Source organism: Streptomyces sp. NPDC026500, assembly GCF_055567635.1.
In genome coordinates this window covers 110,648-126,674 of sequence record NZ_JBVHQB010000001.1, presented here as the reverse complement: position 1 = coordinate 126,674, position 16,027 = coordinate 110,648, and the positions used below count along the sequence as shown (strand labels likewise).

General features: G+C 70.6%; 14 protein-coding genes. 9 read left to right on the top strand and 5 right to left on the bottom strand.

The genetic code is table 11. From position 1 onward, the window contains the following. Nucleotides 1–143 precede the first annotated feature (143 nt). The 7 genes from ACZ4N5_RS00590 (at nucleotide 144) to ACZ4N5_RS00560 (ending at nucleotide 9,013) form a co-directional block, all read left to right on the top strand. Nucleotides 144–494, top strand: coding sequence for an antibiotic biosynthesis monooxygenase family protein (locus tag ACZ4N5_RS00590; protein ID WP_467754971.1), 351 nt, complete (start codon nucleotides 144–146; stop codon nucleotides 492–494). 91 nt (nucleotides 495–585) lie between these two features. Beyond that, the gene (locus ACZ4N5_RS00585; RefSeq protein WP_467755377.1) at nucleotides 586–1,506 is read left to right on the top strand and encodes an amidohydrolase family protein; all 921 of its coding nucleotides are present in this window, start codon (nucleotides 586–588) and stop codon (nucleotides 1,504–1,506) included. Between the two features lie 175 nt (nucleotides 1,507–1,681). Further along, a complete protein-coding gene (locus ACZ4N5_RS00580; protein WP_467754970.1) occupies nucleotides 1,682–2,422 on the top strand; it encodes a response regulator transcription factor in 741 nt (246 codons plus the stop codon). Further along, nucleotides 2,419–4,065, top strand: coding sequence for a sensor histidine kinase (locus ACZ4N5_RS00575; protein ID WP_467754969.1), 1,647 nt, complete (start codon nucleotides 2,419–2,421; stop codon nucleotides 4,063–4,065). Before ACZ4N5_RS00580 ends, ACZ4N5_RS00575 begins: the two co-directional genes overlap by 4 nt. Nucleotides 4,066–4,079: 14 nt before the next feature. Continuing rightward, nucleotides 4,080–5,579: a bifunctional glycosyltransferase family 2/GtrA family protein gene (locus ACZ4N5_RS00570; protein ID WP_467754968.1), complete on the top strand. Its 1,500-nt coding sequence runs from the start codon at nucleotides 4,080–4,082 to the stop codon at nucleotides 5,577–5,579. Continuing rightward, nucleotides 5,576–7,909 (top strand): ArnT family glycosyltransferase, encoded by a 2,334-nt coding sequence (locus ACZ4N5_RS00565; protein WP_467754967.1) that lies wholly within the window; start codon nucleotides 5,576–5,578, stop codon nucleotides 7,907–7,909. The genes ACZ4N5_RS00570 and ACZ4N5_RS00565 overlap by 4 nt, the downstream gene beginning before the upstream one ends. A 330-nt stretch (nucleotides 7,910–8,239) precedes the next feature. Then, nucleotides 8,240–9,013 carry a TetR/AcrR family transcriptional regulator gene (locus ACZ4N5_RS00560; RefSeq protein WP_467754966.1) on the top strand — a complete coding sequence of 258 codons (774 nt, stop codon included), beginning with the start codon at nucleotides 8,240–8,242 and terminating at the stop codon, nucleotides 9,011–9,013. A 156-nt stretch (nucleotides 9,014–9,169) separates the two neighbouring features. Here ACZ4N5_RS00560 and ACZ4N5_RS00555 read toward each other — a convergent pair whose 3' ends face one another. Beyond that, entirely contained in the window at nucleotides 9,170–9,640 is a 471-nt protein-coding gene (locus ACZ4N5_RS00555; protein WP_467754965.1) for a PPOX class F420-dependent oxidoreductase, read from the bottom strand. A gap of 153 nt (nucleotides 9,641–9,793) precedes the next feature. On the opposite strand from ACZ4N5_RS00555, the gene ACZ4N5_RS00550 reads away from it, so the two are divergent. After that, nucleotides 9,794–10,522, top strand: a complete 729-nt coding sequence (locus ACZ4N5_RS00550; RefSeq protein ID WP_467755376.1) for a GAF and ANTAR domain-containing protein — start codon at nucleotides 9,794–9,796, stop codon at nucleotides 10,520–10,522. A gap of 34 nt (nucleotides 10,523–10,556) precedes the next feature. Here ACZ4N5_RS00550 and ACZ4N5_RS00545 read toward each other — a convergent pair whose 3' ends face one another. The 3 genes from ACZ4N5_RS00545 to ACZ4N5_RS00535 form a co-directional block, all read right to left on the bottom strand. Continuing rightward, nucleotides 10,557–11,378 carry a YceI family protein gene (locus ACZ4N5_RS00545; protein ID WP_467754964.1) on the bottom strand — a complete coding sequence of 274 codons (822 nt, stop codon included), beginning with the start codon at nucleotides 11,376–11,378 and terminating at the stop codon, nucleotides 10,557–10,559. 93 nt (nucleotides 11,379–11,471) lie between these two features. Beyond that, nucleotides 11,472–13,886 (bottom strand): MFS transporter, encoded by a 2,415-nt coding sequence (locus ACZ4N5_RS00540; RefSeq protein ID WP_467755375.1) that lies wholly within the window; start codon nucleotides 13,884–13,886, stop codon nucleotides 11,472–11,474. 93 nt (nucleotides 13,887–13,979) lie between these two features. Further along, nucleotides 13,980–14,486 (bottom strand): MarR family winged helix-turn-helix transcriptional regulator, encoded by a 507-nt coding sequence (locus ACZ4N5_RS00535; RefSeq protein WP_467754963.1) that lies wholly within the window; start codon nucleotides 14,484–14,486, stop codon nucleotides 13,980–13,982. 396 nt (nucleotides 14,487–14,882) lie between these two features. Here ACZ4N5_RS00535 and ACZ4N5_RS00530 point away from each other — a divergent pair, with 396 nt between their 5' ends. Beyond that, on the top strand, nucleotides 14,883–15,080 hold the full coding sequence (locus tag ACZ4N5_RS00530; RefSeq protein ID WP_467754962.1) for a hypothetical protein: 198 nt from the start codon (nucleotides 14,883–14,885) through the stop codon (nucleotides 15,078–15,080). Nucleotides 15,081–15,171: 91 nt separating this feature from the next. On the opposite strand, the gene ACZ4N5_RS00525 is transcribed toward ACZ4N5_RS00530, so the two are convergent. Further along, nucleotides 15,172–16,002, bottom strand: a complete 831-nt coding sequence (locus tag ACZ4N5_RS00525; RefSeq protein WP_467754961.1) for a hypothetical protein — start codon at nucleotides 16,000–16,002, stop codon at nucleotides 15,172–15,174. Between the last annotated feature and the right edge of the window lie 25 nt (nucleotides 16,003–16,027).

The following is a 16,027-nucleotide window of genomic DNA, read 5'->3' as shown; positions in this document are numbered from 1 at the left end:
CGGGTGAGGGACGGGAGGGTGAGGCGGGGCCTGCTGAGACGGCGGCCCGCGCGGGGCCCCCATGGTCAAGACTTCGATCCCTTTCGGATCCCGTTCGGAAAGGTGCTGGACGACGGGGGACGGCCGGAAGGAGAGTGTCGGACATGAGCGATCACTCTCAAGCGCCTGTCGCAGCCCATGAGCCGCCCTACTACGTCGCCGTGTTCACCTACGTACGGATGGAGGACGACGCCGGGTACGGGGAGACCGCCGAGCGGATGGAGGAGCTGGTGGAGCAGATACCGGGCTATCTGGGGATGGATCACGCGCGGACGCCGGGCGGACTGGCCATCACCGTCGGGTACTTCCGGGACGAGGACGCCATCAAGGAGTGGAGTGCGCATGCCGAGCACCGGGCGGCACAGCGGCGCGGCCGGGCCGAGTGGTACGAGCGGTACACCCTGCACATCGCCAAGGTCGAGCGGAGCCACGGGTTCGAGCGTGCCCGCGACTGAACGGGAGGGCGCGGCCGGCGCCGGGGAGATGCATGACAGGCTGCGGAGCCGGGCGCCCCAGGAGGCGCGGGAGGCGCGGGGCGAGGAGGCCATGGTGGTACGGGGTGAGGACGCCAAGGTGGTGCGTGACGAAGCAGGGGAAGTGCGGGGCTTCTGGGAGGGGCTCGGGCTGCCCGGACTCGTCGACGTCCACACGCACTTCATGCCCGAACGGGTGCTGCGCAAGGTCTGGGACTACTTCGACGGGCTCGGTGAGCTCACCGGAGGCGTCGAGTGGCCGATCACCTATCGCGCGGACGAGGACGAACGGCTGGAGCTGATCAGACAGTTCGGGGTGCGCGCCTTCACGGCGATGCTCTACCCGCACAAGGCCGGCATGGCCGAGTGGCTCAACACCTGGGCCGTCGACTTCGCCCGCCGGACCCCGGACTGCCTGCACACCTCCACCCTCTTCCCCGAGCCGGGCGTCGAGCGGTACGTGCGCGAGGCGGTGGAGTCGGGTACGCGTGTCTTCAAAGCGCATGTGCAGGTGGGGGCGTACGACCCGGGGGACGAACTCCTCGATCCGGCCTGGGGGTTGCTTGCCGAGGCGGGCATTCCTGTCGTGATCCACTGCGGATCGGGACCCTCACCCGGCAAGCACACCGGGCCTGGACCCGTCGCGGCCGTTCTCGGCCGGCATCCCCGGCTCCGGTTCGTCTTCGCGCACATGGGGATGCCCGAGTACGAGGACTTCCTCGGCCTCGCCGAGCGCTACGACGAGGTGCGGCTCGACACGACCATGGCGTTCACGGACTTCAGCGAGCGGCTCGCGCCGTTTCCGCCCGAACTCCTGCCCAGGCTCGCGGACCTCGGGGACCGGGTGCTCCTCGGCACCGACTTCCCGAACATCCCGTACCCGTACGTCCACCAGCTGCGCGCGCTGGAACGGCTCGAGCTGGGGGACGACTGGCTGCGGGCGGTCTGCTTCGAGAACGGCGCACGTCTCTTCGGCCTCGAAGGCCGCGGCTGACGTCGACGGGGGCGAGGCGAAGGGCCCGGCAGGGGGCGTGGAGCCCCGGCGCCGGGCCTCTGCCCGGAACCGCGTGATCTTCCCAGGAGTTCCCTGAGAGACACCTGTGTGTTTCTCAGGGAATTCACAGGTTGCCGAAAGGATGCTCTCAGCGGCGCCCACCAAGGTGTCCGCTATGACCACGACCTCGCCCCAGGGGCGCACCGAACTGCTGAGGCCGGACGGGAGCCCCGTCCGGGTGCTTGTGGTGGACGACGAGCTGTCGATCACCGAGCTGCTGTCCATGGCCCTCCGCTACGAGGGCTGGCAGATCCGCAGCGCGGGCGACGGGACGGGCGCGGTGCAGACCGCGCGCGAGTTCCGGCCCGACGCCGTCGTTCTCGACATGATGCTGCCGGACATGGACGGGCTGACGGTGCTGGGCCGGCTCCGCCGGGAGCTGCCCGATGTCCCGGTGCTGTTCCTGACGGCGAAGGACGCGGTCGAGGACCGGATCGCGGGGCTCACCGCCGGGGGCGACGACTACGTCACCAAGCCGTTCAGCCTGGAGGAGGTCGTGGCCCGACTGCGCGGTCTCATCCGGCGTTCCGGCGCCGCCGACCGGCGGTCCGAGTCGGTGCTCGTCGTCGGGGACCTCACCCTGGACGAGGACAGTCACGAGGTGTCGCGGGGCGGTGCCAACATCCACCTCACCGCGACCGAGTTCGAGCTGCTCCGCTTCCTGATGCGCAATCCGCGCCGGGTGCTGAGCAAGGCACAGATACTCGACCGTGTGTGGTCGTACGACTTCGGTGGGCAGGCCAATGTGGTCGAGCTCTACATCTCGTATCTGCGGCGCAAGATCGACGCCGGGCGTGAGCCGATGATCCACACCCGGCGTGGGGCCGGATACCTGATCAAGCCCGCCGTGTCATGAGCGGACGACGACGGCCACGAGCGCAGAAGAGGCGAGGACGACAGCCGCGCACCCTGCGGACGCGGCTCGTCGTCTCGGCGGTCGCGCTCATCGCCGTGGTCTGCGCCGTGATCGGCACGGTGACGACCATCGCGCTGCGCCAGCATCTGTACACGCAGCTGGAATCGCAGATCACCGATGCCGGCCGACGGCTCTCGGGTCCCCTCGGAAACCCGCGGGGCGCGAACCCGGGCGACGAGGGCCAGGATCCCGGCAACCCGAGTGGCGACGGTTCGGCGGGCTCCGCCGACAGCTTGTCCAGCGAGGACCGGCTCCACGCCTTCGTCACCATGGGCCCGACACAGACGAAGACCATAGCGGCCGAGGTCGGCACCGACGGCGGAGTCGCCAAGGCGGTCGTCTCCGCCGACGGGGCCAGCGACGGTGACGGATTCCCGCGAAATCGGGCCGTCGCGCTCACCACCGCGCAGAAAGCAGCGCTCGCCTCCGTCGCCGAGGACGGCAAGGCGCACACCGTGGACATCCCCGGCCTGGGCGATTACTACGCCATGTATGTGACCGGTGCGCACGGCAGCTACTACATCGCCCTGCCCACCGAGTCCGTCGACAACACGATCAACAACTTCATCCTCATCGAGGCGAGTATCACCGGTGCCGGGCTCATCGCCGCCACCATCGCGGGCAGCGTGATCGTCGGCCTCGCCCTGCGCCCCCTGCGCAAGGTCGCCGCCACCGCCACCCGGGTCTCCGAACTCCCCCTGCACACCGGCGAGGTCACTCTCTACGAGCGGGTCTCGGAGTCCGAGTCCGATCCGCACACCGAGGTCGGGCAGGTCGGGGCGGCCCTGAACCGCATGCTCGACCACATCCACGGCGCGCTGCACGCGCGGCAGCAGAGCGAGATGCGCGTACGGCAGTTCGTCGCGGACGCCAGTCATGAGCTGCGGACGCCGCTCGCGTCCATCCGCGGGTACGCCGAGCTGACCAGACGCGGCAGGGAGGAGACCGGGCCCGACACCCGGCACGCGCTCGGGCGGATCGAGTCCGAGGCCGGCCGGATGACGCTGCTCGTGGAGGATCTGCTGCTGCTCGCGCGGCTCGACGCCGGGCGGCCGTTGCAGTACGAGCAGACCGACCTCGTACCCCTGGTGATCGACGCCGTGAGCGACGCGCGGGCCGCCGGGCGTGATCACAACTGGCGGCTCGAACTGCCCGAGGAGCCCGCGCTGGTGTCGGCGGACGCCGCACGCCTGCAGCAGGTCATGGTCAATCTCTTCGCGAACGCGCGCACGCACACCCCACCGGGGACGACCGTCACCGCGCGGGTGCACCGGCAGGGGCCGTGGCTGTGCGTGGACGTCCAGGACGACGGACAGGGCATTCCGGCCGATCTGCTGCCCCGCGTCTTCGAGCGGTTCGCGCGAGGCGACTCGTCGCGTTCGCGCTCCTCCGGCTCGACCGGTCTCGGGCTCGCCATCGTGCAGGCCGTCGCGGCCGCGCACGGCGGCGCGGTGACCGTGGACAGCGTCCCCGGCAGGACCGTGTTCACCCTGCATCTGCCCGCGATGGCCCTCGAAACGTCGTGGCAACCGCACTCACAGGCACAGCACAGCGCCACCACATGGGTGCAACAGGGCGCTTGACCAGAGTCGTTCCCATGCGAACCGACTCTTCTCCCGGCAACCTGCCGGCGCGGGAGCACCTCCCGGCCGGAGACGCCGGTACGCCTGTCCTGGACGTAGTGATCCCCGTCTACAACGAGGAGAAGGACCTCCAACCATGTGTGCTCAGACTGCACGAGCACCTCAAGCGCACGTTCCCGTACGCGTTCCGCATCACGGTGGCGGACAATGCGTCCACGGACACCACCCCGCTGGTGGCGGCGCGGCTGGCGGCACAGATCCCGGAGGTCACGTCCTTCCGGCTGGAGCAGAAAGGCCGCGGCCGGGCGCTGCGGACCGTGTGGTCGGCGTCCGACGCGCCGGTCCTCGCGTACATGGACGTGGACCTGTCCACCGATCTGAACGCGCTGCTCCCGCTGGTGGCCCCACTGATCTCCGGTCACTCGGACCTCGCGATCGGCTCGCGGCTGTCCCGCTCCTCGCGTGTGGTGCGGGGCGCCAAGCGGGAGTTCATCAGCCGCACGTACAACCTGATCCTGCGTGGTTCGCTCCAGGCCCGATTCTCGGACGCGCAGTGCGGCTTCAAGGCGATCCGCCGTGATGTGGCCCAGGTACTGCTGCCCCTGATCGAGGACACCGGCTGGTTCTTCGACACCGAGATGCTGGTGCTGGCCGAGCGGGCCGGACTGCGCATCCACGAGGTACCGGTCGACTGGGTCGACGACCCGGACTCGACCGTCCACATCGTGAAGACCGCGACAGACGACCTCAAGGGGGTGTGGCGGGTCGGACGGGCTCTCGCCACCGGCTCGTTGTCGCTCGACCGGCTCGCCCGGCCCTTCGGGGACGACCCGCGCGACCGCGAACTGACCGACGTACCCAAGGGCCTGGCCCGCCAGCTCGTCGGCTTCTGTGTCGTGGGCGGCCTGTCCACACTCTTCTACCTGCTGCTCTACAGCGGCTTCCGCAGCTTCTCCGGGTCCCAGGTCGCCAACGCGCTCGCACTGCTCGTGTCGGCGGTCGCCAACACGGCGGCCAACCGGCGGCTGACCTTCGGCGTACGCGGCCGGGGCGGCGCCGTCCGGCACCAGGCGCAGGGCCTGGTCGTCTTCGGTATCGGGCTCGCCCTGACCAGCGGCTCCCTCGCCGCCCTGAACGCGGGGACGAGCGATCCCGCGCACTCCACCGAACTGGCGGTGCTCATCGCCGCCAACCTCGCGGCGACCGTGCTGCGCTTCCTGCTCTTCCGTGCCTGGGTCTTCCCCGACCGGCCGGGCGATACACCGGCGCCGTCCCCGGTGCCGGCCTCGCACCAGCCGGCCCCGCCGGTCCACCCGACGGCCGTACGGCAGGGAGCGGACGCGTATCCGCCGCTGCCGCAGCGCCCGGCGACGCCCTCGTCCCCGTACGACACGGCCCCGTACGACACAGCCCAGTTCCGCGCCGGTGAAGCCGCGGACCGCTCCTGGCGGGATTCGACCATGCAGTTGCAGGCGGTGCGCCCGCACGATCACGACCCGAGGAACGCGCGATGACGACGCAGCCCGACACGAGCACCGGTACCGGTACCGGTGCTGGTACCAACACCAGCACCGGTACCAGCACCGGTAGCGCCGGTACGAGCGCCGGCACGAGTACGAGCCGCGGCTCCGGTCACGCCTGGGGACCGGCCGCCTCGACGCCTCCCCCGGAGCAGGCCCCGCCCGCGGTCGCCGCCCCCGGGGCCGGTGAGCCCGAGCAGCCCTTCTTCCGGCGGGCCTGGAGAGGCCGGCCGGAGGACCCGCGCTGGGCGCGCCCCGCCTTCCTCGCTCTGCTGCTCGCCACCGCGGTGCTGTACCTGTACGGCCTGAGCGCCTCCGGGTACGCCAACTCCTTCTACTCCGCGGCCGTACAGGCCGGCAGCCAGAGCTGGAAGGCCTTCTTCTTCGGCTCGCTCGACTCGGCCAACGCCATCACCGTCGACAAGCCCCCGGCCTCGCTGTGGCCGATGGCCCTGTCGGTACGGATCTTCGGTCTCAGCTCCTGGGCGATCCTCGTTCCCGAGGTTCTGATGGGCGTGGCCACGGTCGGCGTCCTGTACGCGGCCGTACGCCGCCGGTTCAGCCCGGCGGCAGGTCTGATCGCGGGCGCGGTGCTCGCGCTCACTCCCGTCGCCGCGCTGATGTTCCGGTTCAACAACCCGGACGCGATGCTCGCGCTGCTCATGACCGTCACGGTCTACTGCGTGATCCGCGGCCTGGAGGACGGCCGCACGAAGTGGCTTCTCTGGGCGGGCGTCGCGGTCGGCCTCGCCTTCCTCGCCAAGACGCTCCAGGCCTTCCTGATCCTGCCGCCGCTGGCCGTGCTGTACGCGGTCTGCGCGCCGGTGGCGCTGCGGAAGCGGTTCGCGCAGCTGGGCCTCTCGGCTCTCGCGATGGTCGTCGCCGGCGGCTGGTGGGTCGCGATCGTCGAACTGTGGCCCGCGTCCTCCCGCCCGTACATCGGCGGCTCGCAGAACAACTCCTTCCTGGAGCTGACCTTCGGCTACAACGGCCTCGGCCGTATCAACGGCGACGAGACCGGCAGTGTCGGCGGCGGTGGCGGCGGCGGTGGCACCGGGATGTGGGGTGAGACCGGCTGGAACCGGATGTTCAACTCCGAGATCGGCAGCCAGATCTCGTGGCTGCTCCCGGCGGCCCTGATCCTGCTGGTGGCCGGCATCGTCCTCACCCGGAAGGCGAAGCGGACCGACCTGGTCCGTGGCTCCTTCCTCGCCTGGGGCGGCGCGCTGCTGATGACCACGCTGGTCTTCAGCTACATGGCCGGCATCTTCCACCAGTACTACACGGTGGCCCTGGCCCCCTACATCGCCGCCGTGGTCGGCATGGGCGCGACGGTGCTGTGGGAGGAGCGGGGCAAGGCGTGGGCGTCGCTCACCCTCGCCGGTTCGGTCACCGCGGCCGCGGTCTGGGGGTACGTCCTCCTCAACCGCACCTCCGACTACCTTCCGTGGCTCAAGTGGCTGGTCCTCGTCGGCGGTCTGGTCGGCTCGCTCGGCCTGATCTTCGCGGGCAGGCTGGGCAGGCGACTCGCCCTCGCGGCGGTCGGGCTGAGCTTCGTGGCCTCGGTCGCGGGTCCGACGGCGTACACGCTCTCCACGGTGAACACCGGGCACACCGGTTCCATCGTGACGGCCGGTCCGGCCGGGGCGAGCATGATGGGCGGCCGCGGCGGTGGTCCCGGCGGCGGCGGTGGCATGCGGGGCGGGTTCCCCGGCGGCGGCCAGAACCAGCAGAACGGCAACGGCACCACGCAGAACGGGCAGCAGGGCGGCGGCATGGGGCAGCCCCCGACGGGCGGCGCCGGTGGCTTCCCCGGCCAGAACCAGCAGGGCAACGGCAATACCCGGGGCCAGAACCAGCAGGGCTTCATGCCCGGCGGCGCCATGGGTGAGGGCGGCATGGGCGGCGGTGGCGGTGCAGGCGGCCTGCTGAACGGCGCGACCGTCGGCTCCGCGGCCAAGACGCTGATCTCGAAGAACGCCGAGGACTACACCTGGGCGGCTGCCGCGGTCGGTTCCCAGAACTCCGCGAGCTACCAACTGGCCACCGGCAAGCCGGTGATGGCGATCGGCGGCTTCAACGGCACCGATCCGTCCCCGACCCTCGCCCAGTTCAAGAAGTACGTGACGGACGGCAAGATCCACTACTTCATCTCGGGCGGCGGCATGGGTGGCGGGATGGGCGGCGGCACGGACGGTGGCGGAACCTCCGGCACCACGTCCAGTTCCTCGCAGATCAGCTCCTGGGTCACGGCCAACTTCAAGAAGGTGACGGTGGGTTCGGCAACCTTCTACGACCTGACACAGCCGACGAGCAGCAGCTGACCGGCAGCCGGCCGCGGGTTCCGCAGGCGGGCGGTGATCCCGTACGCGGACCGTGGTGCGGTGGGTGGGCCGTGGTCCGGTGGGTGGGCGGTGGCCCGGAGCGTTCGCTCCGGGCCACCGCCCTTTTGCGGCGCCGCTGCCCCGACGCGCTCCTTGCGGTGGCGTTGCCGCGGCGGACGGAAGGGGCAGACTCCGCGGTGGCGATGTCCGTGTGAGGGCGCCCGGGGTCCCCCGCGTGGTTCTCCGGGGAGTGCCCGCTTGGCATCATCGAGGAGGGTGGACCGGGGAGTTCCGCCCGCTCCGTGGTTCGAGTTCCGAGGAGGGTGCGCCATGGTGAGGGCAGCCGACAGGGCGAAGCGACCGGCGCGGACCAGTGTCTGGCTGGAGGGCAAGGCACCCCGTGGCGGGGCCTCCCGGGGCGGTGGCCAGCCGTCCGGGCTCGACCGGGAGCGGATCACGGAGGCCACGGTGCGGTTGCTGGACGCGGAGGGTCTGGCGAAGTTCTCCATGCGGCGGCTGGCGGCGGAGCTGAACGTCACGGCGATGTCCGTGTACTGGTACGTGGACACCAAGGACGATCTGCTGGAGCTCGCGCTCGACGCCGTCTTCGGTGAACTGGAGCTGCCGGACGCCGAGTCGGGGGAAGGCTGGCGGGATGAGCTGCGGGCGCTGGCCGTCGGGTACCGGGCGCTGCTGGTGCGCCACCCGTGGGTGTCGACACTGATCGGGAACTTCCTGAACATCGGGCCGTCCTCCATGGCGTTCTCGTTGCGCGTGCAGGAGGTGATCCGGAACACCGGGATGCCGGCGCACGGGCAGATGGGGGCGATGTCGGCGGTGTTCCAGTTCGTGTACGGGTTCGGGACGATCGAGGGGCACTTCGTGCAGCGGTGCGCCTCGGCGGAGACGTCGCAGGACGAGTACTTCCGGCAGGCCATGAGCACCATCGGCGAACAGCCGCGGTTCGCGGCGCACTTCGAGAGTGCGGCGGATCTCATGGAGGCGCGGGGCGGGGACACCGTGTCGGAGATGCGGGAGCGGGACTTCGCGTTCGCGCTGGAGCTGTTGATCGCGGGGATCGAGGCGATGGTGGCACGGGGCTGAGCCCCGTGCCACAGGAGAACTCGGCTCCTCCGGCGTTCGAGGAACGGGGTCCGGGGCGGAGTTCCAGGGACGATGGGGTCCCCCTGGCCGAGTGAAGCCGAGACCTTGGGGGAGGGCAGGGCCGGAGGGGGCGAAGGAAAGCTGTTGCCCGGCCCGCTAGTCCTGGGGGGCCAGGTGGGCCGGGAAGCCGCCGGTTGCCACCGGGCCCCAGCGGGTGGGCGTGATCCGGATGATCGACTTGCCCTGCTTGCGCATCGCTTCGCGGTACTCGGCCCAGTCGGGGTGCTCACCGGCGATGTTCCGGTAGTACTCGACGAGGGGCTCGACGGAGTCGGGGGAGTCGAGGACCTCGGCGGTGCCGTCGATCTGGACCCAGGGCCCGTTCCACTCGGCGCTGAGGACGATGAGGCTGACCCGTTCGTCCCGCTTGGCGTTGCGGGTCTTGGCGCGCTCGGGGTACGTCGAGACGACGATGCGGCCCGAGTCGTCGACACCGCAGGTCAGCGGAGAGCCCTGGGGACCGCCGTCGGCGCGGCGGGTGAGCAGAAGGGCCCGGTGGCGGGGGCGTACGAAGTCCAGCAACTCGTCGAGGGAGACAGAGGTGTTCGTCGCGATGTTGGGTGCCATGCGATCAGCCTAGGCCGGGTGCCCCTCGGTCGCCCGCGGGCTGGGCCGGTGGGCGGCACCGCCCTCATCGGAGCAGCTAAAGTGCTCTTTGTCCTGTGCTCGCAGTCGGGAATGTGCTGCGGAGCTCTCCTGCGCATGGCCGTTTGGCCGTGCATGCCGAAGAGGTTCGTGGTGACTGCGTCCGAGTTTTCTGAATTGCCCCGTTTCGCTACGGGTTTTGAGCTGGCCGAAGGCCTCACGGTCGCCGCTCAGCAGTTGCACGAGACATCGAGTCCCCATGCCACCCTGCGCACCGCGGTCCGGCTGGCCGTGCACATCCTGCCCGGTGCCGAGCACGCCGGGATCTCCGTCATCGAGCACAAGGCACACAGACAGACCCTGGCCTGGACGCACGAGGTCGTGCGCACCGCCGACGCCCTGAACGCGGGCCGCGAGCATCACCCGTACTGGAGCCGGCTGTGGACCGCGCCGGTGGCCCGGATCGAGGACAGTGCCTCGGCGGACGAGGACGGGGATCTCGCGCTGTCGGGTCTCGGGCTGCGGTCGGTGCTGTCGATGCGGCTGCGTGCCGACCGTCGCCGGCTCACCGTCCTGACGGCGTACGCGCGGACGCCCCGCGCCTTCGACGAGTCGGCCACCCGGATAGGCCGGCTGTTCACCGCCCACGTCGGCATCGCGCTGGACTCGGCGACCCTGCGCGAACAGCTCACCGAGGCGATGCGCACCCGGGATCTGATCGGGCAGGCCACGGGCATCCTCATGGAGCGGCTGGACATCGACGCCTCCGAGGCCTTCGACAGCCTCGTGCGGACCTCCCAGCGAGAGAACGTCAAGCTCCGTGACCTGGCCCGACGGATCGTGGACGCCGGCGAGACCGGGTAGGGCGAGCAAGGAGAGCGGGGCGAGTGAGCCGCGCTCAGGCGGCCGGCAACGACTCCCCCTGCACCGCCTGGATGTCCAGTTCCACCTTCAGGGTCGTACCGATGGCGGAGATGCCCGCCTGGACGATCTGGTTGTAGTGCAGGGCGAAGTCCTCGCGGTGGAGTTCGGCCGTCGCGCGGAACGCGGCACGGGTGCCGCCCCAGGGGTCGGCGCCGGTGCCGAGGTAGGCGAGGTCGAGGTCGACGGGACGTACGACACCGTGCAGGGTGAGTTCACCGTGCACGGTCCAGCGGTCGGAGCCGGACGGCGTCAGATCCGTCGAGCGGTAGGTGATCAGCGGGTACTTCTCGACGTCGAGGAAGTCCGGCGACCGCAGGTGTCCGTCGCGCATCCCGTTGCCGGTGTCGATGGAGGCCGCCGTGATCGTCGCCTCCACCCGGGACTTGGCCACCTCGTCCGGGGCGATCTCGATACGGCCCGCGAAGTCCGTGAAGCGGCCGTGCACGCTGGAGATGCCCAGGTGATGGGCGGCCGCGCCGACGGAGGAGTGCGCCGGGTCGATGGTCCACGGTCCCGGCGGGGGCAGCTCTGTGCCGCCCTGGCGGGCCAGCGTCACCTGGCCGACCTCGGCACGGCCGGCCGCCGTGACGATCGCGCCGGCCGCGGCGGGCGCGTACCCGAGCGCGGTCACGATCACCGTGTAGGCGCCCGGCGCGAGGCTCGTGGTGTCGTGCACGGCCCCGTCGGCGTCCGCCTCGGCCCGCAGCACCTGCGCGCCGGCCGCGTCGGTCACCGTGACGACCGCGTGCGACACGGCCCATCCGTCCCGCGTCCGGATCTTCGCGGTCAGTCCCATGGCAGTAACTCCTTGCGATGCAGCAATGAAAACCGGCCCGTGGGGGGCGCACCTCCGCTCAGAGCGCGCGCACCCCACGGGCCGGGGCTCGGACTACTCGCCGGGGTGGGCGAGTTCGATGTGGTGGTCGTCCACGCCACGGCCGCCGACGGTCAGCGCGGTCGCAACCGGCGGGTAGCCCGCCGCGATGACCGTGTACTCGCCGCCGTCCAGGTCGGTGAACGCGTACGCGCCGTCGCTGCCGGTCCTGGCCGTGCCGACCACGTTGCCGGCCGCGTCCACCAGCGTCACGCGGGCGTCCGACAGAGGGCCGTGCGGCGCCCGTACGACACCCTGGACCTGGGCGCCCGAGTCGAGGTCGACCTCGATCCGGGTGACGCCGGTACCGCCGACCTCGACGGGCAGGGCCCGCGGCCGGTGGCCCGCGGCGTTCACCGCGACCGTCACGACGCCGGGCACCAGCTCGGCGAAGGCGAACTCGCCCTGCTCACCGGTGGTTCCGGAGGCCAGCACATCACCGCGGACGTCGGTCACGACGACCATCGCGTCCTTGACCGGGGCAGCGCCCTCGGCGGCCCGGACGACTCCGCTGAGCCCGCTGGTACCGCTCAGCAGGATGTCGTACGCGAGCGGCTCGTCGTTCACGACGATCGTCGAGGCCTGCGGCTGGAAGCCGTCGGCGGAGGCGATGAGGACGTAGGAGCCCACACCGGGCGCGTCCACCGCGTAGGAGCCGTCGGCCTGGGCGACCGAGCGGCCGAGCTGGCGTCCCGCCGGTGAGATCAGCGTGACCGCGGCCTGCGGGACGGGCGCGCTCTCGGTGCCGCGGACGTGACCGTGCACCCTGATGCCGCCGGACGCGGGCTGCGCGGCGCTCTCCCGTGTCGCGGTGGCGACGGCGACGACGGCCGGGGCGAGGGTCGCGGTGGCCGCGGCCTCGACGGCTTCGGCCACGGGGGACTCGGAGACCGGTTCCCCGGACTTCTCCGCGGCGGCCTGGGCCATCGCGCCGGACGTCCGCAGCGGGACCTCCTTGATGAACAGCACGATGAGGAAGGCGACCAGCGCCATGCCGGCCGCGATCAGGAAGACGTCCGCGATGCCGTGGCCGTACGCGCTCTCCATCACTGTGCGCAGCGGCGCGGGCAGCTTGTCCATGTCCGGGATGGTGGAGCTGGAGTCCGAACCGGAGCCGAGGGCGGCGTACTTGGGGCCGAGGTCGGTCAGCCCGTCCTTGACGTAGTCGGTGATCCGGGTGGCCATGACCGCGCCGAGCGCGGAGACACCGATCGCACCACCGAGGGAACGGAAGAACGTGACCGTGGAGCTGGCCGAGCCCAGGTCCGACGGCGCCACCTGGTTCTGCGTGGAGAGCACCAGGTTCTGCATCATCATGCCGACGCCGAGGCCCAGCAGCGCCATGAAGATCGCGATGTGCCAGTAGGTCGTGTCGTAGCGGATCGTGCCGAGCAGGCCCAGGCCCGCGGTGACCAGCAAGCCACCGCCGACCAGCCAGTACTTCCACCGTCCGGTCCTGGTGATGACCTGGCCGGAGACCGTGGAGGAGATGAACAGGCCGCCGATCATCGGGATGGTCATGACGCCCGACATCGTCGGGGACTTGTCCCGCGCCAGCTGGAAGTACTGGCTGAAGAAGACCGTGCCGGTGAACATCGCGACACCCACGAAGAGCGAGGCGAGGGAGGAGAGGGTGATGGTGCGGTTGCGGAACAGCCGCAGCGGGATGATCGGCTCGCTCGCCCTGGACTCGACCAGTACGAACAGCAGGCCGAGCATGATCGCGCCGCCGACCATCGTGTACGTCTGCCACGAGACCCAGTCGTACTTGTCACCGGCGAAGGTGACCCAGACCAGCAGCAGCGAGACCGCGGCGGAGATGAAGAACGCGCCGCCCCAGTCGACCTTCACGTCCCGCTTCACGACGGGCAGGTGCAGGGTCTTCTGCAGCACGATCAGCGCGATGACCGCGAACGGCACACCGACGTAGAAGCACCAGCGCCAGCCGAGCCAGCTCGTGTCGGTGATGACCCCGCCGAGCAGCGGGCCACCGACGGTCGCGACGGCGAACGTCGCGCCCAGGTAGCCGGAGTAGCGCCCGCGCTCACGCGGGGAGATCATCGCGGCCATCACGATCTGGGCGAGGGCGGACAGACCGCCGACGCCGACGCCCTGGACCACACGGCAGGCAATGAGCATGCCGGGGTTCTGGGACAGCCCGGCGGCGGCCGATCCCAACACGTAGATGATGAGGGCTATCTGTACGAGCGCCTTCTTGCTGTACAGGTCGGAGAGCTTGCCCCACAGAGGCGTGGTCGCGGTCATGGCCAGCAGCGAGGCCGTGACGACCCAGGTGTAGGCGGACTGGCCGCCGCCCAGGTCGCCGATGATCTCGGGGAGCGCGTTGGTGACGATCGTCGACGACAGGATCGCGACGAACATGCCGAGCAGCAGCCCGGAGAGGGCCTCCATGATCTGCCGGTGCGTCATCGGAGTGCCGTCGGCGGCGCCTCCGTGCTTGGCGTGAGAGCCCCGCACACCGGCTGGTGTGGTCGTTGCCATGGGGTTCCTTTTCTTACGTACTTACGCGGGTGTACGGGTGGTCAGTTCTGATACGTCTGTCGCATACGGGGGAGGGTGCGCGGGCGTCCGCTGCGGGGAGCGGCAGTCGCCGAAGCTCTCGCGCAGCCGGCCCATCAGCTCGATGAGCAGTCCGACCTCGTGGTCGGACCAGTGGCTGAGCCGGTCGGCCAGCAGCCGCGACGTACGCAGGGAGAGCTCGTCGAGCCGCTCCTGGCCGGCCTCGGTGAGGCGCAGGATGCGTGAGCGCTTGTCGGCCGGGTCGGGGGACCGTTCTATCCAGCCCCGGTCAGCGACATGGGCGACATGGCGGCTGGTCACCGACATGTCCACGGACATCAGCTCCGCGAGCCTGCTCATCCGCATCTCGCCGTACCGGCCGAGCAGTGTGAGCACGGCGGCCGAGCCTCCGGGGCAGTCGGACGGCAGGATCCGCCCCATGTCCCTCTTCACGGCACCGATGGCGCTGAGCTGACGAGCCAATTCCTCGTACTGCGCCTGCTCGGCCATCACACCTCCCGTATTCGTTGCTTTGGGCAACCATAAAGAAGTTGGTTGCCGCAGGCAAACGAGTTGGCGACTGCAGGGCTAAAAACTTGGCAAAGGCAAGTATTGGTGAACGTAAACTTGCAGGTGGGGTGGGGGATGAGGGACGGGGGAATGGCGGATGGGGTGAAGACGCGAGTGAGGCGGCGTCCAGGCGCGTCGCTACGTGGTGTGCAGACCTGTCCTGAGGTGGTGTGCAGGTCCCTCGTGAGGTGGTGTGCGGACGTCGCTGGTTGCCGTGCAGGCCTGTCGTGAGGTGGTGTGCAGGTCCCTCGGGGGTGTTGTGCGGACGCGTCACGATCGGTGTGAAGGGGAACCCGGCACTTGGGCAGCTCCCGCGTATTCGCTAGGGTCCGGCCTATGGCAAACACCCAGGGCCCCGAGGGCAACTACGACCCCGCGGGCAGCACCCAAATGTTCCGTGCGTTCGTCGACGAGGCCCCCCAGGGCCGGCAGCAGCAGGCGGCCGCTCCCGCGGGTCCCCGCGTGGGCCTGATCGTCGGCGTCGTTCTCGCCGTCGTGGTCGTCGTCGCGGTGGCCTGGCTCGCCTTCATGTAAACGAGCGGGACACAAGTGACCGAGCTGGGTCGCACAACCCGGCAGGGCAGGAAACCCGGCAGGTCACGAAAACCGAAGTAGGGCCACGGCCCTACTTCCACTGGACGGAGACGTCCCGCGTCTCGACGTGCATGCCCAGCGGCACCCGCCACGCGTCGACGCACACCGTCCAGGTCCTGCTCTTCTTCGCGCCGGCGGCGATCGGCGCGGGAAGAGCCTCGGTCGACGGGATCGTCGCCCAGTCGATCCCGAGCGATCCGATGATGTGCGTCCCGAACGTCACCGTGCCCGAACGCACCGGCGTACCACCGGTGTTGCTGAAGGTGACGGTCACCTTCTCGCACCACCGCCGATCGGCGGCCGCGCGCGAGATGTCGCTGACGCCGAGCACGGCGGGCCCGGCACTCGCCGTCGACCCGGGCGCGGGCGGCGCGGAGGAGTGCCCCGAACTCCCGCCCGTACCGCCGGAGTCGCCTCCGGAGGACGAACCGGCGGACGAGCCGGATGACGAAGAGGACCCGCCGCTGTCGCCGGCCCCCGTGCCTCCCGGACCACCGGCCCCAGCCCCAGCCCCAGATGCACCCTCACCGCCACCCGATCCTTCCGGGCCACTCGCGCCGTCGGCCGAGGAGCCGCCCGGACCGGCGGTCGACGCCGTCTTCCCGGAGTCGGAACTCCCCTTGTTCCCGGCGGTGTTGGAGCCGTCCGCAGCCGTACCCTCCAGCGGCACCAGGGACACCTCGCCCGAAGGCGCCACCACCGCTCCCGGTGCCCGTGGGGAGCCGCCCGCGGCCCCGACGGCGACGTAGCCGCCGTCACTCCCGCCGCTCCCGCACGCGGCCAGCGCTCCGCCCAGACACAGCACAGCCGCCGAGGCGCCCACCAGGGCACCTCGGCGACCACGTATCGACTCGTGACGCATCGCGCCAGTGTGGCTGACGATCCGT